General features: G+C 46.9%; 16 protein-coding genes. 6 read left to right on the plus strand and 10 right to left on the minus strand.

Going from position 1 to position 22,950, the window contains the following annotated elements:
* Nucleotides 1-87 precede the first annotated feature (87 nt).
* The 7 genes from EYA81_RS11925 to dxs form a co-directional block, all read right to left on the minus strand.
* On the minus strand, nucleotides 88-1,677 hold the full coding sequence (locus tag EYA81_RS11925) for an NADH-quinone oxidoreductase subunit D (RefSeq protein WP_131225801.1): 1,590 nt from the start codon (nucleotides 1,675-1,677) through the stop codon (nucleotides 88-90).
* A gap of 15 nt (nucleotides 1,678-1,692) precedes the next feature.
* Nucleotides 1,693-2,274: an NADH-quinone oxidoreductase subunit B gene (locus EYA81_RS11930; RefSeq protein ID WP_005823959.1), complete on the minus strand. Its 582-nt coding sequence runs from the start codon at nucleotides 2,272-2,274 to the stop codon at nucleotides 1,693-1,695.
* Nucleotides 2,265-2,615 (minus strand): NADH-quinone oxidoreductase subunit A, encoded by a 351-nt coding sequence (locus EYA81_RS11935; protein ID WP_005823956.1) that lies wholly within the window; start codon nucleotides 2,613-2,615, stop codon nucleotides 2,265-2,267. The genes EYA81_RS11930 and EYA81_RS11935 overlap by 10 nt, the downstream gene beginning before the upstream one ends.
* Before the next feature lie 112 nt (nucleotides 2,616-2,727).
* On the minus strand, nucleotides 2,728-3,099 hold the full coding sequence (locus EYA81_RS11940) for a hypothetical protein (RefSeq protein ID WP_117599328.1): 372 nt from the start codon (nucleotides 3,097-3,099) through the stop codon (nucleotides 2,728-2,730).
* 102 nt (nucleotides 3,100-3,201) lie between these two features.
* Nucleotides 3,202-4,653, minus strand: a complete 1,452-nt coding sequence (locus EYA81_RS11945) for a TrkH family potassium uptake protein (RefSeq protein ID WP_131225803.1) — start codon at nucleotides 4,651-4,653, stop codon at nucleotides 3,202-3,204.
* Between the two features lie 21 nt (nucleotides 4,654-4,674).
* Nucleotides 4,675-6,015, minus strand: coding sequence for a Trk system potassium transporter TrkA (gene trkA, locus EYA81_RS11950; protein WP_005823949.1), 1,341 nt, complete (start codon nucleotides 6,013-6,015; stop codon nucleotides 4,675-4,677).
* 66 nt (nucleotides 6,016-6,081) lie between these two features.
* Nucleotides 6,082-7,986, minus strand: a complete 1,905-nt coding sequence (dxs, locus tag EYA81_RS11955; protein WP_034525360.1) for a 1-deoxy-D-xylulose-5-phosphate synthase — start codon at nucleotides 7,984-7,986, stop codon at nucleotides 6,082-6,084.
* 566 nt (nucleotides 7,987-8,552) lie between these two features.
* On the opposite strand from dxs, the gene EYA81_RS11960 reads away from it, so the two are divergent.
* From EYA81_RS11960 to EYA81_RS11985, 6 genes are all read left to right on the plus strand, one after another.
* Nucleotides 8,553-9,650 carry a hypothetical protein gene (locus EYA81_RS11960; protein WP_034525358.1) on the plus strand — a complete coding sequence of 366 codons (1,098 nt, stop codon included), beginning with the start codon at nucleotides 8,553-8,555 and terminating at the stop codon, nucleotides 9,648-9,650.
* A 162-nt stretch (nucleotides 9,651-9,812) separates the two neighbouring features.
* The gene (locus tag EYA81_RS11965; RefSeq protein ID WP_117599331.1) at nucleotides 9,813-10,802 is read left to right on the plus strand and encodes a GSCFA domain-containing protein; all 990 of its coding nucleotides are present in this window, start codon (nucleotides 9,813-9,815) and stop codon (nucleotides 10,800-10,802) included.
* On the plus strand, nucleotides 10,778-13,303 hold the full coding sequence (locus tag EYA81_RS11970; protein WP_131225806.1) for a bifunctional UDP-N-acetylmuramoyl-tripeptide:D-alanyl-D-alanine ligase/alanine racemase: 2,526 nt from the start codon (nucleotides 10,778-10,780) through the stop codon (nucleotides 13,301-13,303). Before EYA81_RS11965 ends, EYA81_RS11970 begins: the two co-directional genes overlap by 25 nt.
* Before the next feature lie 111 nt (nucleotides 13,304-13,414).
* Nucleotides 13,415-13,630 (plus strand): twin-arginine translocase TatA/TatE family subunit, encoded by a 216-nt coding sequence (locus tag EYA81_RS11975; protein ID WP_005823939.1) that lies wholly within the window; start codon nucleotides 13,415-13,417, stop codon nucleotides 13,628-13,630.
* A 137-nt stretch (nucleotides 13,631-13,767) separates the two neighbouring features.
* Nucleotides 13,768-14,589: a twin-arginine translocase subunit TatC gene (gene tatC, locus EYA81_RS11980; RefSeq protein ID WP_005823936.1), complete on the plus strand. Its 822-nt coding sequence runs from the start codon at nucleotides 13,768-13,770 to the stop codon at nucleotides 14,587-14,589.
* Complete coding sequence (locus EYA81_RS11985; protein ID WP_131225808.1) at nucleotides 14,586-18,050, plus strand: DEAD/DEAH box helicase; 3,465 nt, start codon at nucleotides 14,586-14,588, stop codon at nucleotides 18,048-18,050. Before tatC ends, EYA81_RS11985 begins: the two co-directional genes overlap by 4 nt.
* Nucleotides 18,051-18,369: 319 nt before the next feature.
* Here the strand turns inward: EYA81_RS11985 and EYA81_RS11990 are convergent, their stop codons facing one another.
* The 3 genes from EYA81_RS11990 to EYA81_RS12000 form a co-directional block, all read right to left on the minus strand.
* The gene (locus tag EYA81_RS11990) at nucleotides 18,370-19,854 is read right to left on the minus strand and encodes an MFS transporter (protein WP_117599334.1); all 1,485 of its coding nucleotides are present in this window, start codon (nucleotides 19,852-19,854) and stop codon (nucleotides 18,370-18,372) included.
* Nucleotides 19,855-19,994: 140 nt separating this feature from the next.
* Nucleotides 19,995-20,951, minus strand: coding sequence for a 5-dehydro-4-deoxy-D-glucuronate isomerase (gene kduI, locus EYA81_RS11995; RefSeq protein WP_005823932.1), 957 nt, complete (start codon nucleotides 20,949-20,951; stop codon nucleotides 19,995-19,997).
* Between the two features lie 20 nt (nucleotides 20,952-20,971).
* A complete protein-coding gene (locus tag EYA81_RS12000; RefSeq protein ID WP_117599335.1) occupies nucleotides 20,972-22,363 on the minus strand; it encodes a PTS galactitol transporter subunit IIC in 1,392 nt (463 codons plus the stop codon).
* Nucleotides 22,364-22,950 lie beyond the last annotated feature (587 nt).

The following is a 22,950-nucleotide window of genomic DNA, read 5'->3' on the forward strand; positions in this document are numbered from 1 at the left end:
GCTTTTTGATTTACAATGTACAATTTACAATTTGGCTGCGCTGTAATTCCGCATGGTAAATTGTGAATTGTCAAATCGTAAATTCTTTTATCTATCAATATCTGGTACTACATAATCTAATGTTCCGCCAATGGCTATAAGGTCGGCGATTTTAGCTCCGCGGCAAATCGTGTTTACGGTCGATACCAATGGCAAACCCGTACTGCGGAAGTGCAGGCGGTAAGGCGTTTTGTCACCGTGGCTTTCGAGGAAGACGCCGAATTCACCGCGGCTACCTTCTACGGCTGCATAATAAGTGCCTTCCGGTACGCGGATAATAGGTTTCATCTTTTCCTGGTAGGCTCCTTCCGGGATGTTGTCTATCAGTTGCTCGATAATCTTCAGGCTCTCCAAAATTTCATCCATACGGATAAGGTAGCGTGCCCATGAATCACCTTCGGTGCGGATGACTTCTTTAAAGTCCACCTTGTCATATACGGCATACGGCATACGCTTACGCACGTCGCAGGCCCATCCGCTGGCGCGTCCGGTGCCTCCGGTAGCTCCAAAGGCGATGGTATCTTCCCGTGAGAGTATACCCACACCTTTCAGACGTTGCTGGGCAATGATGTTTCCGGTGAATACGTCGTGATATTCGTGTAGGATACCGCGGAGGTAGGGGATGAACTCCTTCACTTTCTTTACGAAGCCGGGAGCAATGTCCGCCTGCACGCCACCGATGGTGTTGTAGTTCATGATGAGGCGTCCGCCACAAGTTTCCTCAAAGATGTCGAGTATCTTTTCGCGGTCGCGGAAACCGTAGAAGAAGGCCGTTAATGCACCCAAGTCCATAGCAAGACAAGAGTAGAACAGCAGATGAGAGTCTATTCGCTGCAACTCGTCCATAATGGTACGTATGTACTGCACGCGTTCACTAACTTCCACGCCCATTGCCTTTTCGATACACATGCACAAGGCATGGCGGTTCTGGTGTGCACCCAGATAGTCCAGACGGTCGGTCAGAGCCAAAGTCTGCGGATAGGTCAGGCTTTCGCACATCTTCTCGATACCCCGGTGGATGTAGCCGCAGTTGGCATCAATCTTGTCGATGACTTCACCCTCCAATGATACACGGAAGCGCATTACGCCGTGGGTGGCCGGATGTTGGGGACCGATGTTCACCACATATTCTTCATCACCAAAAAGTTGCATCTCCTTATTTTTGATGCTACCGTCGGGATTCAGCTCCAACTCCATGGTGGTGTCTACCGTTTCTTCGTTGTCCATACGTAACGGATTATCTTTTTCCGGTTCATTGTCCTTACGCATGGGATAGCCTACCCAGTCATTGCGCAGATAGAGTCGGCGCATATCCGGGTGACCGATGAAAACGATACCGTAAAAGTCGTAGACTTCGCGTTCGTTGAAATCCGCAGCTTTCCAGATATCGCTGACGGAAGGGAGTTCGGGATGTTCCCGGTTTAGAGTGGCGGTACGTACCGCTATCCGTTCGCCGGTAACGGTAGATTCCAACAGATAGACTACACCGAGTCCGCGGGGAGTGTCCGGTGTGTCTTTCTCGTCGGGTATTCCCCAATCCATACCGCTGAGGCATTCCAGAAAGTCCATCTGTTTCTCTTTCCGCAGACGCAGCATTTCGTCGTGCAGGGCTGAGGGCTCTATGTATTTTATTTCCATATATTTAAGTGCTGATTAGTGGTTTTCTTCTTTTCTGTTTACTCCACCGAAGTATTTTTCTATTTTCACTTTACGCTGCAATTGCATCATGCCGTAGTAGAATGCTTCCGGACGCGGAGGGCAACCGGGAATGTAGACATCCACCGGCAGAATCTTGTCCACACCGTTCACCACATGATAGGATTTCTTGAACGGGCCTCCGCTGACGGCACAGCCGCCTACGGCTACTACATATTTTGGATCGGCCATCTGGTCGTAAAGACGTTTCAGAACGGGAGCCATCTTGTTGGTTATTGTCCCGCAAACCATAATCATATCTGCCTGGCGCGGACTGGCACGGGCTACTTCGAACCCGAAGCGCGCCATATCATAGCGGGCTGCGCCGAGGGCCATGAATTCGATACCGCAACAGCTGGTTGCAAACGTAAGAGGCCACAGTGAGTTGCTGCGTCCCCAATTGACGAAATCGTCCAGTACGCCAAGGGCAACATTGGCGCCTCCGGCATTAAGTTCCCGAACCAGTTTCTCCAACGTTTCGTTGTCTGTAAACTCCTCATAAGGGATAGATTTAATTTTCGGCTTCTTTGTTACTTCCATTCCAAAGCTCCTTTCCTCCAGGCATAAGCAAGACCCAGAATCAATATAATCAGGAAAAATAAAACACTGAAAAGTCCTGCCACGCCAAGTTCGCGGGTGATGACTGCCCAAGGGAACAGAAATACCGTTTCCACTTCGAACATCAGGAACAAGATGGCAAACAGATAGTAACCTACCCGGAATTGCATCCACGATTTACCGCGGGTAGGGATGCCACACTCGTACGGTTCCATCTTCTGTGCATTGTACGAACGGGGTGCTATCGCATTGGAGAGCGCGATGACGATACCCACGAAAGCGATTGCCGTCAATAAGACGACCACTAACAAAGTAAAGTTCATAAACCTGATAAGATTTTAGATATATAATAATAGATACATCGTACCAGAGGACAAAAAACTGAATGTTGTCCGGGGCGAGGTCAAGGGGCAAGCATTTGCGCTTGCAGGCCTTCTAAATGATAATCTTTCTTAGTCCGAACACATAATAGTTTGCGTCGGGTACGGGATGAGGAGACAGATTTAACAAACGGTCGCATTCCGGTGCATAAGCATACTGCTGCATCTTGTAGATGTACATGCGCAGGAGTACGTTTTTATTGGTTGGTACTTGCGTATGATCCACATGCTCTATGCAGAGGGAGTTTGGTGAAAACAAGTCGTAGAACTTCTGGACTACTTGTTGGGTGGTAGGAGCTTGTGACAGCGTACAGCATTCTGCTTGTCGGGTGGCAGGAACACACAAAATGTCCGCAACTCCTATTGCACTGTCGTGCAATAGGGCTGCAAAGATAATGATTAAACAGTATTTGATGCATTGCTTCATACCACAAATCTCTCTTTCAAGGGCGCAAAGATATAATAAGTCTTGCTCATTTTGCTATCCCCGCATAACAAAAATGGTTATTTTTACACTTTTTATCCTAAATCAATTTCGTTTCCAGAAATCAGGTGTGAAAAGCAGTAGTACGGTGAATAACTCAAGACGTCCCAGAAGCATTAAAAGGGATAATAGCCATTTAGCTGCATCGGGCAGGGCATTCCACGAATAGGCAGGTCCGGTTTCACCCAATCCGGGTCCCATATTACCGATGCTGGAAATAACGCAGCCTATTGACTCTTCAGCTCCGACTCCCATAGCCATCATAAGCAGTGTGCTGATAACTATAATGGTGATATAAATAAAGCAAAAAGCCAGTACGGTGGAGACAATGGAGGAAGATATGACTTGCTTGTTTATTCGTACCGGAAGTATGGCATTGGGGTGTAGGATGTGTTTGAATTCGTTCCGTGATACTTTGGTAAGAATTACCATACGTATGCATTTCAAGCCTCCGGTGGTACTGCCTGCACACGCTCCCATCAGCATGATGATGGTAAGCAGGCCCCATAGGACGGGCGACCATTGCATGTAGTCATCCGTTGCAAAGCCGGTGGACGTATGAAGGGAAATTACCTGGAACAAGGATTTGCGGAAGGATTCTTCCATCCCCATGGGACTGGTATAATAGAGCGCGATGGCTATGACTGCAGTGAAAAATACGACTGAGCTGAAATAGAATTTCAGCTCGGCGTTGCTGATGAATTTCTTGAATTTCCGGTTGACGAACAATAATACTAAAGTGAAGTTGATACCGGAGATAAACATGAAGATGGAGATGACATATTCTATATAAGGAGAATTATAGTAGGCAACGCTGGCCTGCTTGGTAGAGAATCCACCGGTGCCGGTAGTGGCAAATGCATGGCAGATGCTGTCGAACCAGTCCATGCCTCCAAGCATCAGCAGGCAGACAAGTAAAGTGGTTATGCCGGTATAGATGCTCCAAATCCACTTGGCGGTGATACCGATACGCGGATGAACCTTGTCATGTGTGGGGCCGCTTGCTTCGGCTGCGAATACCTGCAGACCACTGACTCCGAAGATAGGAAGCACTGCAATGGTGAACATGATGATTCCCAAGCCGCCAATCCACTGTGTCATGCTGCGCCAGAACAGTATTCCATGAGGAAGTGACTCGATGTCGTCCAAAATAGTGGCACCCGTACTGCTGAAACCGGACATGGTCTCGAAGAATGCATCGGCAATGTCGGGTATGTATCCGCCTATATAGAAAGGCAGCATTCCGAAAAGAGAGAATGCCACCCAGGCAAAGCTGACCAGTACATATCCGTCACGGCGCGTCAGTTGCCGTTCACCTCCTTTACCGAGAGCTGCCAGCAATAAGCCTATCCCTGCTGTGATACCTCCTGCTTTCCAGAAATCGAGCATATCGCTTTCTCTGTAGTAGAAAGACACGCTCGAACAGACCAGAAACATGACTGTTTCCAGCAATAGCAGAATACCGATAATCCGTATGATTGTCTTGAAGTTAATCATTTACCAACGACTCATTCTCTATTAGTTAAAGTATTTTTCGATTTTCTTAATCATCATGTTTAGACAGAATACCACCACATGGTCACCCGGTTGTATCAAGGTATTACCCATAACCACGACGCCTTCCCCCTGACGGATAAGTCCGCCGATGGTGGTTCCTTTCGGGAGGCCGAGGTCTTTTACCGGATGTTTGGTAATCTTTGAGCCGGCCTTAACGGTAAATTCCGCTACATCGGCATTGGCAAAGGTCAGGCATTTCACATTGCTGACGTCCGCATCCAGCATCATCTGATAAATGTGGCTGGCGGCAATCATCTTTTTGTTGATGACAGTGCCGATGTCAAGGCTTTCAGCCATGCCTATGTAGTCTATATTCTCCACTTCTGCTACGGTTTTGCTGACTCCCATGCGTTTGGCGGCAAGGCAGGCTAGAATATTGGTCTCCGAATTGCCGGTCAAGGCAACGAAGGCTTCCGTGTTTTTCAGTCCCTCTTCCACAAGTAAGTCCATATCCCGCCCGTCGCCATTGATAATCATGGTGCGGTCGTCAAGCAACTCGGTCAGACGGTTGCAGCGGTTCAAGTCGTTGTCCACGATTTTCACCTGCATGTAGTCCGGGACGTATTGGGCGGTGCGTACGGCAATTCGGCTTCCACCCATAATCATTACGTTGCGCACATCAGCATAATCTTCCTTGCCAGCTATTTTGCGGATGTAGGGGACGTATTTCCTGATGGTGGTAAAGTATACGATGTCATGTAGCTTGATGGTATCGTCACCGCGGGGAATCAGTGTCTCGCTTCCCCGTTTGATGGCTACCACGTGATAGGGCAGCTCCGGTCCGCCCAGTTTGTGGAGAGGGATGTCCAGTATCTCGGCTTTTTCGCGTATTTTGGTGCCTATCAGTATCAAGGCGCCTCCGCAGAATTCCCACCATTGGCGTACCCAGCTCATGCGGATGGAGGATACGATCTCTTTGGCGGCAAGCATTTCCGGGTAGATGAGTGAATCGACACCCAGCTTCTGGAAAAATTCCTTGTTTTTGGGCAGCAGGTATTCGTAGTTGTCAATGCGGGCTACGGTCTTCTGTGCTCCCAGATTGTTTGCCAGCATGCATGCGGTCATGTTCCGGCTTTCATCAGGGGTGACGGCTATGAACAAGTCGGCTTCTCTCACTCCCACTTCTTTCAAGCCTTTTATGGATGTAGGGGAGGCCGTAGCCGTCATTAAGTCAAAGTTGGAGTTTAGGGTGCTCAACTTTTCTTCGTTGTCGTCCATCAGAATGATGTCCTGCTTCTCGCGGGACAGCAATTTAGCCAAGTGTGTGCCTACTGCGCCGGCACCTGCAATAATTATTTTCACTTTTAATTAGTTGATAGTTGATAATTAATAGTTGACATATGGGGTAGATACTTAAACGGTCAATTTTCAACTATCAATTATCAATTGATTATAGATTCCTTCTTCGTCCATTCCGCAAAGATGATGCAACTCTTGTATGGTGCCGTGCTCTATGAAGGCATCGGGTACACCGATACGTCTGATATGGGGGATATAGTCATTGTCTGCCATGAACTCCAGTATGGCACTGCCCATTCCTCCTTTTTTGACACCGTCTTCTATGGTGACGACATGCTGGAAGTTGAGTCCTACCTCGTGCAGCAAGGCTTCGTCGAGCGGTTTGAGAAAACGCAGGTCGTAATGGGCTATGGAGATCCCTTTGTCTTTCTCTGCGCGCTCTATGGCACGTGCGGCTACGTTGCCTATGGGACCGAGGGTGATGACTGCCAGGTCTTTACCTTCCTTCAGTTTACGCCCTTTACCTACGGGGATTTCTTCCAGCGGACATTTCCAGTCCAGTAATACGCCGCGTCCGCGGGGATAGCGGATGACGAACGGACCTTTGTCTGACAATTGTGCCGTGTACATCAGGCGGCGCAATTCATGTTCGTCCATCGGTGAAGATATGGTCAGGTTGGGAATCGGACGGAAATAGGCCAGGTCGAAAACTCCGTGGTGGGTCGGTCCGTCTTCTCCCACCAGTCCGGCGCGGTCCAGACAAAGTACGACGGGGAGGCGGAGCAGGGCGATGTCATGGATGACATTATCGTATGCCCGCTGCATGAAGGAGGAGTAGATGTTGCAGAAAGGTTGCATTCCTTCTTTTGCCATACCGCCCGAGAAAGTGGCTGCATGTCCTTCGGCAATACCCACATCGAAGGCACGGTCGGGCATGGTGTCCATCAGCTTGTTCATAGAGCAGCCAGTGGGCATGGCGGGGGTTACTCCGACGATTCTCGGATTTTCCTTTGCCAGTTCTACCAGTGTTTCCCCAAACACGTCCTGGTAAAGCGGAGGCAGGTTGCTGGTATCTGCCTTGAGGCGTTTTCCGGTTTTCGGATCGAACTTGCCCGGTGCATGCCAGATATCGGGATTCTTCTCGGCAGGTTCGAATCCTTTTCCTTTTACAGTGTGCAGATGCAGTATTTTCGGTCCCTGCATATCTTTGATGTCCCGCAGGACACGGGCTATGTTTTTCACATCGTGTCCATTGATAGGACCGAAGTAGCGGATGTTCATCCCTTCAAAGATATTCTGCTGCTGGGCGGCCATTGATTTCAGACTGTTGGCAAAGCGAATCAGCGCTTTGCGGCGGTCCTCGTTCAAAAGTCCCATTTTGAATAGCAGTCTGGAAGTTTTGAAGCGCAGCTGGTTATAGCGGTTGCTGGTAGTTAGGTTGAAAAGATACTGCTTCATGCCACCTACACTTCTGTCTATCGACATATCATTGTCGTTGAGAATGATAAGAAGGTTGTTTGGGGTGGACGAAGCGTTGTTCAGTCCTTCAAAAGCTAAGCCGCCGCTCATGCTTCCGTCGCCGATGATGGCCACTACATGGCGGTCCTTCTCGCCTTTTTCGGCAGCGGCAACAGCCATGCCAAGGGCGGCGGAGATTGAATTTGACGCATGTCCGCAGGTGAATGTGTCATAATCGCTTTCCTCTGGTGAGGGAAAAGGACGAACTCCCTTGAATTTACGGTTGGTGGAGAATGCTTCACGGCGTCCGGTCAGTATCTTGTGCCCGTATGCCTGATGGCCTACATCCCAGACTATGCGGTCGTACGGAGTATTGAATACGTAGTGCAAGGCAACGGTCAGCTCTACCGTGCCCAGACTGGCTGCGAAATGTCCGGGGTTACACGAAACCTCCTTTATAATGTCTTGCCTCAATTCTTTACAGACTTCAGGAAGCTCTTCTACGCTGAGTTGGCGTAAATCCTCGGGAAATGTAATGGTGCTAAGCAAGTTATATGTTGTTGGTTCTGTTCTCATTTCTAATCTGAAGATTACAAAATGCAAAAATAGCAAAAGAAAACGGATGACGGGAAGTTTTAGAAGGAAAAAAAGCCTCTTTTGTTCACTTCGGTTTTTACTTTCTCTGTATAAATTGCATTTCTTGTTCTGCCTATAATTAAGGAAAAAGATGCCTGATGGTAAATCGTTCCTCCATGGAGAAAATATTGTTCCATCCTGGTAGAAAAATCGTTCCACCATGGTGGAACGATTTTTTCTCCATATAGGAATGATTTAGTTTTGGCAAGCAAAGATATTAATCCTTTCAAAGATTGACTTGTACTCTCGTATGTGTGCATCTATGATAAGAGATGCTTTAAACTTAACACTTGTTGAAAAATGCAACTTTGCAAACTATTTATTGCAACTTTTTTAGGAGCTTGGACTGTTGTTAATATAATATTATCTATATTTGCAAAGTAGAATATGTCCTATTTATCAATATGTTATACGATTATGAATTGTACATGATGGCATTCTTAGTTGTAATATGTGCCGGAATGGGGCGTAACCACGAATTGCTAAATGAATAAACAATGAATGATATGAAGAAAAAGTTTAACTTTGGAATTTTGGCTATTGTGAGCGTAGTGTTTTTTTCCGCTTGCGGTTCTGATAGCGATCTGTTCGACCCGGAAAAGGCGGTGGCTAAGAAAGAGGCACAGTATGCATCGGCTTTCGTGCGGAAGTATGGAAAAATTGCAGTTAATCAGGATTGGGGATTTGGGGTAACACCGACAACGCGTGTTGCTAACACTAATAGCAATCAATGGAGAGATTTTGCGGAAGTACCGGGGAGTGTTACGGCTATAGAAAAAGAAGTGGTTACGAAATGGTTTGAAACACATCAGAATCCACAATCCATTGGTGTGGATTGGACCGACTTTTTTGTTCAACATGTAAGTGGCTCACGCTCTGATATGGATTTTTTGGTTGCGGCATCAGATGATCATATCAATAATTTTAATGCTGCTGAGGGAGCTATAATGCTAATGCAGAATAGTGGGACGTCTTCTTTTGGCTATAGGGCTTCTTTGGATAGTAAAATGCACTATAATTATACTATACAATATATTGAGGGTGCTTATTATGTGGGATTTGACTTTGAAGCTACCGGCCAGAACCCAAATCAACAAGTAGCTGCAGATGGGTATTATAGTGATTGGATTGTAAAGATCTCTCCGGCCGTATATACAAATGCGTACAGAATCATAGCGGAAGACCTTGGAGACAGTGACGATTTTGATTTCAACGATGTCGTGTTTGATGTAGCGACCAATGGAGGAACAACTATCATTACCCTGCAGGCTGCGGGTGGTACTTTGCCTTTGTATATTGAGGTAGGCGGTGATAGTCGTGAAGTTCATGAGATCTTTAGTGTTTCTAGTACTACAATGATAAATACGGGTGCTGGAGCAACTAAGGCTCCGGTGATGTATAGAGTTAACGGTACTGGTGCCGTAAATATCAAAGTGGAAGGTCAAAATGCTGAAGTATATACACTGAAAGCGGAGGTAGGCAAAGCTCCGCAGAAGATACGTGTAGAGACAAGATATGACTGGACTTCTGAGCGTCAGGCTATTAATAATAAATATCCAGATTTTGCAAATTGGGTGGCTGATCCTACGGTTAATTGGTATTAATGGAATATATAGTATTTAAGGTAGGTGATATAATGGAAGGTTATATTACCTGCCTTTTTTATGTTTCGACCGTTATATATTGAAATTTACTATCTTTGTGGCGTAGCAAGTAGGTTGGTACATCCTTTTTCCCGAATGTGAATGTTTTTTTATTCCGAGCTTATGAATCTTTATACGCCTGTAGAAGTAGTTTCCGGTATGCCCCTTCTTTCGCAAGAGAATAATCTGTTGCTGATGGGTTCTTGTTTTGCATCCGAGATGGGACAAAGGCTGGCGGATGCCAAGTTCTGTTGTGACGTCAATCCTTATGGTGTGCTTTATAATCCTTTTTCCATTTCTGTGGCATTGCGTGAAATCATTGCGGGCAAATGCTACAATGAAAACGACATTTTCCTCTTTCATGGACTTTGGCACAGTGCCATGCATCATGGTAGCTTCTCCTCAGTCTCTGCAGAGGAAACATTGGCAGGTATTAACGGACGTTTGAAAAGCGCCCATGAAAGATTGGATCGGTTGGATTGTCTGCTACTGACTTTCGGCTCTGCTTGGGTATATGAAAATAAAAAGACGGGAACTATAGTTGCCAACTGCCATAAGCAACCTGAGTCTTGCTTTACTCGTCACATGCTTTCCGTCAGTGAAATAGTGTCTGACTACACCTCTTTGCTTTCCGGTTTGCTGGCGCGGATTCCCCGGCTGAAAATATTGTTTACCGTCAGCCCCATCCGCCACGTGCGTGACGGAATGCATGCCAACCAGCTCAGTAAAGCTACCTTGCTGCTTGCCGTGAATCAGTTGCAAGCCACTTTCCCAAAACATGTTTTCTATTTTCCGGCATACGAGCTGTTGCTCGACGAGCTTCGTGACTATCGCTTCTATGCAGAAGACATGGTGCATCCTTCTGAAATAGCCATTCGCTATATCTGGGAAAGGTTTATTCGGTCGTGCATCTCTGCCGATGCGTTACGGATTATGGAAGAAAGTGAAAATATCCGTAAGATGTTGTCGCATAAGCCATTTTATCCTGCTTCAGAAGAGTATAAGCGTTTTTTAGGACAAATTGTGTTAAAAATAGACCAACTTAACGGAAAATACCCGTACTTAGATTTCCAAAAAGAGAGAGAAATATGTCGTATTCGATTGAAAGCATAACCGAAAGTATTGGCGCACGGCGTGTGGGAAACGTGCCGGCTACCATAGACTGGCTGCTCACAGACAGCCGTTCCCTGAATTTTCCTGAGGAAACATTATTCTTTGCCTTGACCACCAAGAGAAATGACGGTGCGCGCTATATCGCAGATTTATATGCCCGTGGAGTACGTAATTTTGTGCTTAGCGAAGAAAGCTTTAGATTAATTGAGCATGGAGAATTGAAAATTGATAATGATGCGCAGCAACCCGCTATCCATTTTCAATCTTTCACTGTCAACTACCTTATTGTTTCCAATCCGCTGAAAGCCCTGCAAAAACTGGCAGAACAGCATAGGAACCGGTTCCAGATACCAGTCATCGGTATTACGGGAAGCAACGGAAAGACAGTTGTGAAGGAATGGCTGCACCAGTTGCTCAGTCCGGAACGTGCCATTATCCGTTCTCCCCGTAGTTATAACTCCCAGATTGGAGTACCTTTGTCTGTGTGGCAGATGAACGAACAGTCTGAACTTGCTATTTTTGAAGCCGGTATTTCCGAACCGGGGGAAATGCGCGCTTTGCAGAACATCATTAAGCCTACCATAGGCATCCTGACCAATATAGGAGGGGCTCACCAGGAAAATTTCTTCTCGTTACAGGAGAAGTGTATGGAGAAGTTGATGCTTTTCAAGAATTGTGATGTAGTGATTTATAATGGTGACGATGAGTTCGTCAGCAACTGTGTGGCGAAGTCCATGCTTTCTGCACGTGAGATTGCGTGGAGCCGGAAGGATATGGAACGTCCTTTATATATAAGTAAAGTGGAGAAACAGGATGACTGTACTGTCATTTCCTATCGTTATCTGGATATGGACAATACGTTTACCTTGCCGTTCATAGATGATGCTTCCATCGAGAACTCGCTGAACTGTCTGGCCGCATGCCTCTATCTGATGCTTCCTGCCGAACGGATTACGGAACGTATGGCAAAGCTGGAACCCATCGCCATGCGTTTGGAAGTCAAGGAGGGAAAAAACAACTGTCTGTTGATTAACGACAGTTATAATTCTGACCTTGGCTCATTGGATATTGCACTCGATTTTCTTTACCGCCGTTCGCAAAGTAAGGGATTGAGGCGGACCTTGATTCTTTCGGATATATTGGAGACCGGTCAGAATACGCCGACACTTTACCGACAAGTGGCACAGCTGGTAAACAGCCGCGGCATTGAACGCATCATAGGTGTAGGAAATGAAATCTCTTCCTGCGCTGCACGCTTTAATATAGAGAAGACCTTTTATCCGGATACGGCAGCTTTGATACGCACTATCCAGCGTGGGGAACTGCGCCTTGAAAACGAAATTATTCTGATTAAGGGTGCACGTAAGTTCGGTTTTGACTCCTTGACGGAAGTATTGGAGAAGAAGGTGCACGAAACTATCCTGGAGGTTAATCTTGGAGCGATGATTGCCAATCTGAACTATTATCGTGGCAAGTTGAAGCCGGAAACAAAGATGGTCTGCATGGTGAAAGCCTCCGCTTACGGTGCAGGTTCTTATGAGATAGCCAAGACTTTGCAGGAACATCATGTCGATTATCTTGCTGTGGCAGTTGCCGACGAAGGCTCCGAACTCCGCAAAGCGGGTATCACAGCGAACATCATTATCATGAATCCTGAGATGACTGCTTTCAAGACCATGTTCGATTACAAGCTGGAGCCCGAAGTATATAGCTTCCATCTGCTGGACGCTTTGATTAAAGAAGCGGAAAAGGAAGGTATCACAAACTTCCCCATCCACATAAAGCTGGATACCGGTATGCACCGCCTGGGGTTTGCTCCGGAGGATATGCCCCGGCTGATAGAACGGCTGAAGGGACAGAATGCCGTGATTGCCCGTTCCGTCTTCTCACATTTGGTAGGGAGCGATTCGCAGCAATTCGACAGTTTTACACGCCGGCAGATAGAAATGTTCGAAAAAGCGTCCATGGAATTGCAGGGAGCTTTTCCGCATAAGATACTTCGCCATATCTGCAATTCTGCAGGTATCGAGCGTTTCCCGGGGGCGCAATTCGATATGGTGCGTCTGGGTATCGGTCTTTATGGTGTCAATCCCATAGACAATTCCATTATGAATAATGTGAGCACGTTAAAGACTACCATCCTCCAAATACGTGATGTTCCTGAAGAGGATACGGTTGGGTATAGCCGGAAAGGGCATCTCACCCGTCCGTCACGTATAGCGGCTCTTCCCATTGGTTATGCCGACGGTCTGAATCGCCATCTTGGAAACGGACATGCCTATTGTCTTGTAAACGGCCAACGGGCTGTCTATGTAGGGAATATCTGCATGGATGTCTGTATGATTGATGTAACGGACATCGATTGCAAGGAGGGTGACAGTGTGGAAATTTTTGGTAATCATCTGCCTATAACCGTTCTTTCCGATGCGCTTGCAACTATTCCTTATGAGGTGTTGACAAGCGTTTCTACGCGGGTAAAACGTGTTTATTATCAAGACTGAAGATAGGGGGCAGGGATTAGGGGATGGAGATTACAATAAAATTAATCCTTAATCCTTAATCCCTAATCCTTAATTTTTCTATCTTTGCATTATAATTAATCAGATATAACTATGACAAACTTACTTTTATTAGGCTTTCTGCCCAGCGGCTCCGAATGGATAATTATTGCATTGGTCATCTTACTATTGTTTGGCGGTAAGAAAATTCCCGAATTGATGCGTGGTTTGGGCAAAGGAGTGAAGAGCTTCAAGGATGGTGTGAATGAAGCCAAAGAAGAGATAAACAAGGCTCAGGAAGATTTGGATAAACCAGCTGAAAAGAAATAAAAGGATTTACTATTTGACTATTTACGATTTACTATTTGATACTCTGCAAATTGCAGAAGTATGGGTAGACTTGTTATCTTTCATTCCACTGCGTAGCCCAAATAGTAAATCGTAAAATAGTAAATGCATTGGTGTTTATGGCAGAAAAAGAGCTAACCTTTTGGGATCACTTGGACGAGTTGCGCCGGGTACTGTTTCGTGTGCTTGGTGTGTGGTTTGTATTGGCTATCGGTTATTTTATTGCCATGCCTTATCTGTTTGACAACGTGATACTGGCTCCTTGCCATAACGACTTTGTTTTCTATGACCTGCTCCGTTGGATAGGGCAGAAATTGGATTTGAAGGATGAATTCTTTACTCAAGAGTTTCATGTGAAACTCATCAATATCAATCTTGCCGCACCGTTCTTTGTCCACATGTCTACCGCTTTCTGGATGTCGGTGGTTACGGCTGCTCCTTATATATTCTATGAAATCTGGCGCTTTGTAAGCCCTGCCCTTTATCCAAACGAGCGTAAAGGGGTGAGGAAAGCGCTGGGTATAGGTACGGTGATGTTTTTCATCGGTGTGTCGCTGGGGTATTTTATGGTCTATCCACTGACTTTGCGTTTCCTTTCTACTTATCAATTGAGTGCAGCCATCGAGAATCAAATTTCCCTGAACTCGTACATTGACAATTTCATGATGCTGGTGCTTTGCATGGGGCTGGCATTCGAACTGCCGCTGGTGACATGGCTGCTTTCCCTGCTGGGACTGGTGCACAAGACCTTTTTGCGGAAATACCGCCGTCATGCTGTTGTCATCATTGTTATTGCCTCGGCCATCATTACTCCGACCGGTGACCCGTTTACCTTGACAGTAGTGGCGGTGCCGCTTTATCTGCTCTATGAGTTGAGTATCCTGATGATAAAGGATAAAAAAACTGATGATGAAGCGGAAGAAGTGGAGACAGAGGAATGACGGATTGTGAAGTAAAAGAATATTTTAGTATATTGCAGGAAGCCTGCCACGTTGAGGAAAGCTCCCTGGATGTGGCCTATCGGCAATTGCGCGAATTGCTGGAGCGTTTGTGCCGTACACAGATGCCCGACGGAAGCTTGCAGATGACGGACCTTTCTGCACGTATCAGTTTCGTGGCTTCGAAGGCCGGACTTTCCACCGTGGAACAGAACCGTCTGCATACCTTCCGGCTGACCTCCAATGCTATTCTGAACCGCCAGACGGAACCGCAACGTGAACAGTTGTTGCGTGATGCCAAGACACTGGCATTCTTTGTCAAGCGCTTGACAGGGGAGGAGATACCTGCCGGGCTTTATCGCCTGCTGCCCCGTGCGGATGCCACCTATATAGTGGCGCCGCCCGCCAAAGAGCAGATAAAGCGCATGCGCGTCTGTTTTCAGTATGCCGATGATACTTACTTATATGTACTGCCAGTAGACACTGTGGCCGATGAGCCGTTACGTGTCCGTTACAATGTACCTCAGATTAATGAAGAGTTTGCAGAAACCTGCCGGATTCTGTGGCGGCATGCCCAGGTCAATCTGCTGGATGTTACGGTGGACGAAGCCGGCATACTTACTCCTTCCTTTATTGTACTTGAGCCCGATTACTTGATAGACATCAGTTCGCTTGCCGAATGCTTTAAGGATTACGGACATCATCCTGCCAACTATATCCTGGCACGGCTCCAGTCGCCGGACAATACCCGTCCGTTACTGTTGGGTAATATTGCCAACCTCTTTCTGGACGAGTGGATTCATGCCAAGGAGGCACCCGATTATTTGGCATGCATGAAGAAGGCCTTCCGTTCTTATCCCATTGAGCTGGCAGCATGTGCCGACCTGCGCGACCGGGAGAAGGAAGCCGAATTCTTTTCCGATTGCAAGCGCCATTTCGACAATATCCGCCGGACGGTGACAGAAACATTCCGTGCATCCGGCTATGAACTCGATAGGACTGATGCCGTGCTGGAACCCTCTTACATCTGTGAAGCATTGGGTTTGCAAGGGCGTCTGGACTACATGCAGCGGGATATGACCTCGTTCATTGAAATGAAGTCCGGTAAGGCGGACGAGTATTCCATCCGTGGTAAGGTGGAGCCTAAAGAAAACAATAAGGTACAGATGTTGCTCTATCAGGCTGTGTTGGAGTATTCTATGGGAATGGACCATCGACGTGTAAAGGCCTACCTGCTCTATACCCGTTATCCGTTGCTTTATCCGGCACGTCCTTCGTGGGCAATGGTGCGCCGTGTGATGGATGTGCGTAACCGGATTGTAGCCAATGAATATGGCATCCAGTTACGGAACAGCCCGCAGTATACGGCAGAGCGCCTGAAAGACATTCATCCGGACACCTTGAACGAGCGCGGTTTGGACAATACCTTGTGGAAACGTTTCCTTTACCCTTCCATCGATGCCGTAGCGCAACGCATCCGTTCGCTTTCGTCGTTGGAACAAAGCTATTTTTATACGCTCTATAATTTTATAACCAAGGAACTCTATACCTCCAAATCTGGAGATGTGGATTATGAAGGACGTACCGGCGCTGCCGCCCTCTGGCTTTCCACACTGGCTGAGAAATGTGAGGCAGGTGAAATTCTGTACGATTTGGCTATTTGCGAGAATCATGCGGCAGATGCGCATAAACCGTATTTAAGCCTCTCCCCCCGTACCCCCTCCCCGGTAGGGAGGGGGAGGGAATACTCCGCGGAGCCGGGAGTAGGGGGGAGTTTGCCCAATTTCCGTCAGGGTGATGCGGTGGTTCTTTACGAACGGAATACGGATACCGACAACGTTACCAACAAGATGGTATTCAAAGGTAATATAGAGCGCATATCCGATGACGAAGTCTGCATCCGTCTTCGTGCCACTCAGCAGAATGCGGGTGTATTGCCTGCTGCTAGCCTTTATGCCATAGAGCACGACTATATGGACACCTCCTTTCGTAGCATGTATCTGGGACTTTCCGCTTTTCTTTCTGCCACCCAAAGACGACGTGACTTGTTGTTGGGGCAGCGCCCTCCCGAATTCGATGCTTCTTTGGATGCCGCTATTGCGACCGCTCCGGATGATTTTTCGCGGATTACTCTGAAAGCGCAGGCTGCCCGCGACTATTTCCTTTTAATCGGTCCTCCGGGTACCGGTAAGACCTCCCGCGCGCTACGGGGCATGGTAGAAGCCTTTTACCGGGAGGGGAAACAGATTTTGCTGCTTTCGTATACCAATCGTGCCGTAGATGAAATCAGTAAGGCGCTGACCTCCATTGAGCCTGAAATAGACTTTATCCGTTTAGGCAGTGAGTTGTCTTGTGATGAGTCATTCCGCCCGTATCTGATTGAGAATGTGCTGGAACCTTGTGCCACTCGGCGGCAGGTGCAAGAGCGCATTGCCCGTTGCCGTGTTTTTGTCGGTACGGTTGCCACGCTTTCTTCCAAGACCGAGCTTTTCCGGTTGAAGACTTTTGATGTAGCGATTGTGGATGAGGCTACTCAAATTTTGGAACCACAACTGCTGGGATTACTCTGTACCCGTAATCCTGCAGGCGCGGATGCCATCGGCAAATTTATTTTGATAGGTGACCATAAGCAGCTGCCCGCAGTGGTCTTGCAATCGTCCGAGCAGTCGGAAGTGTGTGACGAAGCTTTGCAGGCCATCGGATTGTATAATTTGAAAGATTCCCTTTTCGAACGCCTTTATAGAAACCTCTCCAGGGAGAGCGCCAATCGCCAGACATCAACCTCTCATCCTTCATCCCTTATCCCTCATCCCTCCTATGACATGCTCTGTCGTCAGGGACGCATGAATATCGAGGTAGCTTTGTTTCCTAATCGTGCTTTTTACGGTGGTCTGCTGGAGCCGGTTGGCTTGCCGCACCAGCAGGGTGAGCTGACCCTTGCTCCTGAATTGTGTGATTGTGAGTTTGCCGGCTTGCTCACTCGTCGTGTCGCTTTTCTGCCTTCCGCAGTCGAACCGCCGGCACAGTCGGCCAAGATGAACCATTCGGAGGCGCGGATTGTGGCACGGTTGGCAGCGGCTATCTATCGGCAGTATGCGGCTGTTTCCGGTTTCAACCCGGCTGTCACTTTAGGTGTCATCACTCCTTATCGCAGTCAGATAGCCTTGATTAAGAAAGAGATTGCCGCTTTGGGTATTGCTCCTTTGGAGGATATATTGGTAGACACCGTGGAGCGCTTCCAAGGTAGCGAACGGGATGTCATTATCTACTCTTTCTGTGTGAACCGGGCTTATCAGTTGAAGTTTCTGGCAAATATGACGGAGGAAAACGGTACTCGGATTGACCGGAAATTGAATGTTGCCCTTACTCGTGCCCGCAAGCAGATGTTTATGACAGGAGTGCCGCAACTATTGAAACTTAACCCTATTTATGCCGAGCTCTTGTCTGTAGTTTGCCATTCGTAACCGTCTTATTAGTAAATCTTAAATATTCTCTGCTTCTTTATAGAGTTTATTAATAACGCTGTGTGGGATAAACCATTATCTTTGCATTACGTTTTTTTCATAGAGATTTAGATTTAAGGTTAGAAGAATTGTGGAAGTCGTGAGACTTCCCTTTTTTTCATCTTAAATTGTGTTCCATTTACAGTTTTTTGTTTTTGACTGTAATTGAACAAAGAAAAGCCATTTCGTGAGAAAGGGCTTTTTTGTGCGGAGTTTGCAAGGCATGTAATGCAGTTTGCAAACTCCGCATGATTTTGAATATCTATAAAGAGACTTCTGATTAGTCCACTATAATCGGTTTGTACTTCGGAACCAGTGCCTTCATGATGCACCAGCCTATCAGGTAGGACACTGCACATATACAGAAGATGATGAAATATCCGGCAGGCTTGCCCTGAAATCCGAGAAATACCATTTGTGTCTTGTCGGCATAGTCGAACAGCAAACCGGAACTCATGTTGATGAGGAATGAGCTGATACCGCCCGCCATACCTCCGATTCCCACAATGGTGGCAATGGTGCTCTTGGGAAACATATCACCTACCACAGAATAGATGTTGGCCGACCAGGACTGATGGGCAGCGCCTGCAATACCTATGATGATAATCGGGAACCAATAGGCTTGTTCGCCAAATACTTCCTTGTTGCCCAATGGCTGTGCAAACAATGCCAATAGCGGGAACAGTGCAAAGATGAACATGGCCTGCATGCGTGCGGCGTAGGGGTTCTTGCCGGTCTTGTTGATAATGATGGTGGGCAATTTTCCGCCATAGACGGACAACATCGTGATGGCATAGAGCACAAAGATAAGCATCTGTGCCGTGGGAGTATCTGAGGAGAATCCGTAAACGTCCGAAATGTATGCGGGTGCCCAGAAGAGGAAGAACCACCATACACCGTCAGTCATGAATTTGCCGAAAAATACAGCCCAAGTCTGCGGATATTTGAAACATTGCAGGAAAGAAATGCTCTTTTCGTCCTTGGTTGCCGGAGTAGTCGCCTTTTTATCCTCCTCTTTGTCTTGTTCTATATATGCCAGCTCAGCTGCGTTTACGTGTGGATTTTCATCAGGTTTCTTGTACATGAACATCCATAGTCCCATCCAGATGAAACCCAATCCGCCGATAACGATAAAAGCCATTTCCCAGCCGTTGCCCACGCCCATGCGTTGGAAGTAGCGGGCCAGGGTAGGGATACACAATGGGGCTATCAGTGCTCCGATGGTAGAGCCGGCATTGAAGATGGAAGTGGAGAAGGCACGGTCTTTCTTGGGAAAATATTCGGCGGTAACCTTGATGGCGGCAGGAAAGTTTCCTGCTTCACCGATGCCCAGTATGATACGGGCGGCAATGAAGTAGTAAACACTGGTGATGGCTATGGTAGAGGCCAATGCACCGGTAGCACTAATCATGTTGGCGGCATTTTCAATGCCGAGGGTCACTTCTGTGGCAAGTCCGCAAAGGGCGTGCATACAGGCGCCGGTGGACCATACGGCGATGGCCCATAAATATCCTTTCTTCGTTCCCATCCAGTCGATGAAACGTCCGGCAAACAGATTGCCTAAGGCATAGACGATGGAAAAGATGGCCGTGATGTAGCCGTAGTGTGTATCGGTCCAGTGGAATTCGGGGGAGATAAAATCTTTCCAGGTCAATGAAAGAACCTGGCGGTCGAGGTAGTTGACGGTTGTCGCGAAGAATAGCATGGCGCAGATAATCCAACGGTAATTGGTCATCCGCCCTGCGGTGTTTTGAAATGTACTCATGATAATAGATTTATATTTTGATACAAATGTAGGTTTGTGTGTTGTTCGAGGTGTAATATTGGGTAAATTAGGATGCTGAAAATGACAAAAATAGGCATGGATTATTTAAGTCCATGCCTATCGGGCGCTACAGGGCAACTTTATTTCATATCGATGTATTTGATTTCGTCTTTGTCGCTGTATTTCAGGTTTTCACCGCCCATACCCCAAATGAAAGTATAGTTGCTGGTTCCGGCAGCAGCGTGGATAGACCATTCGGGAGAAGTGATGGCTTGTTCGTTGTGCAGCCATATCAGACGTTCTTCCTGCGGTTCGCCCATCAAGTGACAGATAGCGTTGCCGGGTTTCAGGTTGAAGTAGTAGTAAGCTTCCATGCGGCGAGTGTGTGTGTGGGCAGGCATGGTATTCCATACAGAACCGGGAGCCAGTTCCGTGAGTCCCATCTGCAACTGGTTGGTACCACCGTCTTTCACTCTTTCCAGTACATCTTTCACAATCAGCTGGTTTACGATGCGGTCGTTACTGTCCTCCATTTTTCCATAATGGTCGGAGATGCCCAGTGCATATTTCTTGGGGTTGGCTTTCTGAAGCTTGGCATCGGTAGTAATCAGCTGAGTAACATAGGGCTTGTAGGCCGGAGCCGAGTTGATGTAGAACTTGGCGGGATTGGTAGCGTCGTTGCTCTTGAAGGTTACTTCCTTATTTCCGCAGCCTACGTAAAGGGCTTCCTTATACTTCATGGGGTATTCCTTGCCGTCTACAGTAACCACTCCGTCACCGCCGGTATTGATGACACCCAGTTCGCGGCGTTCGAGGAAGTAAGTGATTTCCGGACCCAGTTCACGGAACACTTCCAATTTCAATGTCTTGTTCACCGGCATGGCGCCACCGTAAATCAACCGGTCGTAGAGGGTGTAGGTTACGTTGATTTCATCCGGAGCCATGACTTTGTCCATCATGAATCTGCTGCGTAGAAGTTCCGTGTCATAATGCTTCACGTCCTGCGGATGGCAGGCGGTCTGCACTTTGTAATTCACTTGGGCATTGGCTGCCATGGCAGCTGCTCCCATCATAAATGCAAGTACTAACTTTTTCATAATCCGTTACTATTTAACTTTTAATTTTTGATTGATTTCTGGTATTTGATAATGGCACGACGGTTCATAATCATCAGGAACAATGTGCATAATACAAGGATACCGGAGCCTATCCATTTCAACGAGTAGGTCAGGTGGAAAATGACCCAAGCGAAGGGGCTGGATGCAAAGTCCAGTGCGCCGCCTTCAAAGCCGGCAGGGATATTCACGGCAGCGTCTTGTGTCTTCTCGTATACATCGTGGGCTGCTTGTGTGAAATAGGGGGCGAGGTCTGTTACGAAATAAAGACCGATGGTCAGTACAACGAGTCCGATGATGAATGTCTTTACTACATTTCCTTTCGTGATGGGCAGTACCAGCGGGAAGAGGTAGAACATTCCGGCCAGCGACGCCAAAGGCAGGAACTGGTTACCCGGCAGGATGACAGCCAGCAGTATGGTTACGGGAATCAGCAGCAGGGAAACCACCAGCGTTGCAGGATGGCCGATAACCAATGCGGGGCTCATACCGATATTCAGGCCGACAGCACCTTTGAATTTCTTGGCAATCAGCTCGCGGGTAGCATCGGAAATAGGTTTCAAACCTTCGATGAACAAAGCGGTGATACGCGGAATCAGTTCCATTACGGCGCCCATCTTGATACCCAAACCTAATATATAAGGTATCTTGTCTACCAGTTCCTGGCTGTTCTTGCAAGACAAGGCACCGATACCGCAACCAACCAGAATACCCAAGAACAGAGGCTCACCCAGCAAACCGAATTTCTTCTTCATGCCTTCCGCATCGATGTTCAATTTGTCAAAACCGGGGATTTTGTCCAATGCTTTATTGATGACTACGGCAAATGGTACGAAACCTGCGCAGAAAGGCTGGGGAATGGAGATACCCTCCATCTTGTCGTAGAATCCTTGGAATTTGTCGGCGGTATAGTCGGCCATAATCAGGGTAATGATGTAGCAGATGATAGCGGCGAAGAAGCCCCACCAGATATTGTCGCTGGCAAAATAAACGACTGCGCCGATAAATGCGAAATGCCAGTAGTTCCAAAGGTCGATATTGACCGTACGGGTCGTTTTCGTTAATAACATCAGAAGATTTACTCCCAAACATACCGGAATGATGAATGCACCTACCGATGTGTTATAGGCTACAGCAGCAGCTGCTGGCCATCCCATGTCGAATACTTTCAGCTGAAGACCATAAATTTCAACGACTTGGCTCAGAGCAGGACCGAGGCTGCTGGTCAACAATGCAGTGACAACTGACAGACCTACGAACCCGACACCTACCAGCAGACCGCTCTTTAATGCCTTACTGAATTTAATACCGATGCATACTCCCAAAATTGTAAAGATTATAGGCATCATCACTGCTGCTCCTAAGCCGATGATATAGCCGAAAACTTGTTCCATTCTCTTGTGATTTAATTAGGTAATTGAGCTTGTTTTTGCAATAGTATGAATTAAAAACCGGGTCAAAAATAAGACCTTTTCTCAATTAATCAAACTTGAAAAGCATAATTATTAGTAAATGGAACAATTTTGGACGAAATTGGTCGTTATCGTGCACAAAATTGCTCGTTTTCGTACACGAAAACCAAATAACACATCTTCTACGTTGAAAACTACATATCCGTTTGGAAAGAAAGCATTACTTTTGTTTTGGGAAATAAAACTGTTCTAATACAAAAAATGAATGATTGCATGAAGAAAGATTCGATTTGTAAATTTATTGTATCTGCATGTATTTCGATTAAGAGAGTCGGGGGAGGAAACTAATCCTCGTGTACGTGCCTTTTTCTCCAAATTCGGGTGGAGTGAACTTTCATACCGTTCGCAGTGTTATTATAAAACATTGAAACAAACCGGACTATAATGATATATTTGATTTTTTTATTGGCAATAGGACTATTGGTCGGATGGAGCTTATGGAAAGCTCCATCTGATATTGATTTATGGGGAAAAGATGTGGAGGATTGATAGTTATATTGGTTATATTC

Source organism: Bacteroides sp. A1C1, assembly GCF_004328515.1.
Taxonomy (GTDB): Bacteria; Bacteroidota; Bacteroidia; order Bacteroidales; family Bacteroidaceae; genus Bacteroides; species Bacteroides uniformis.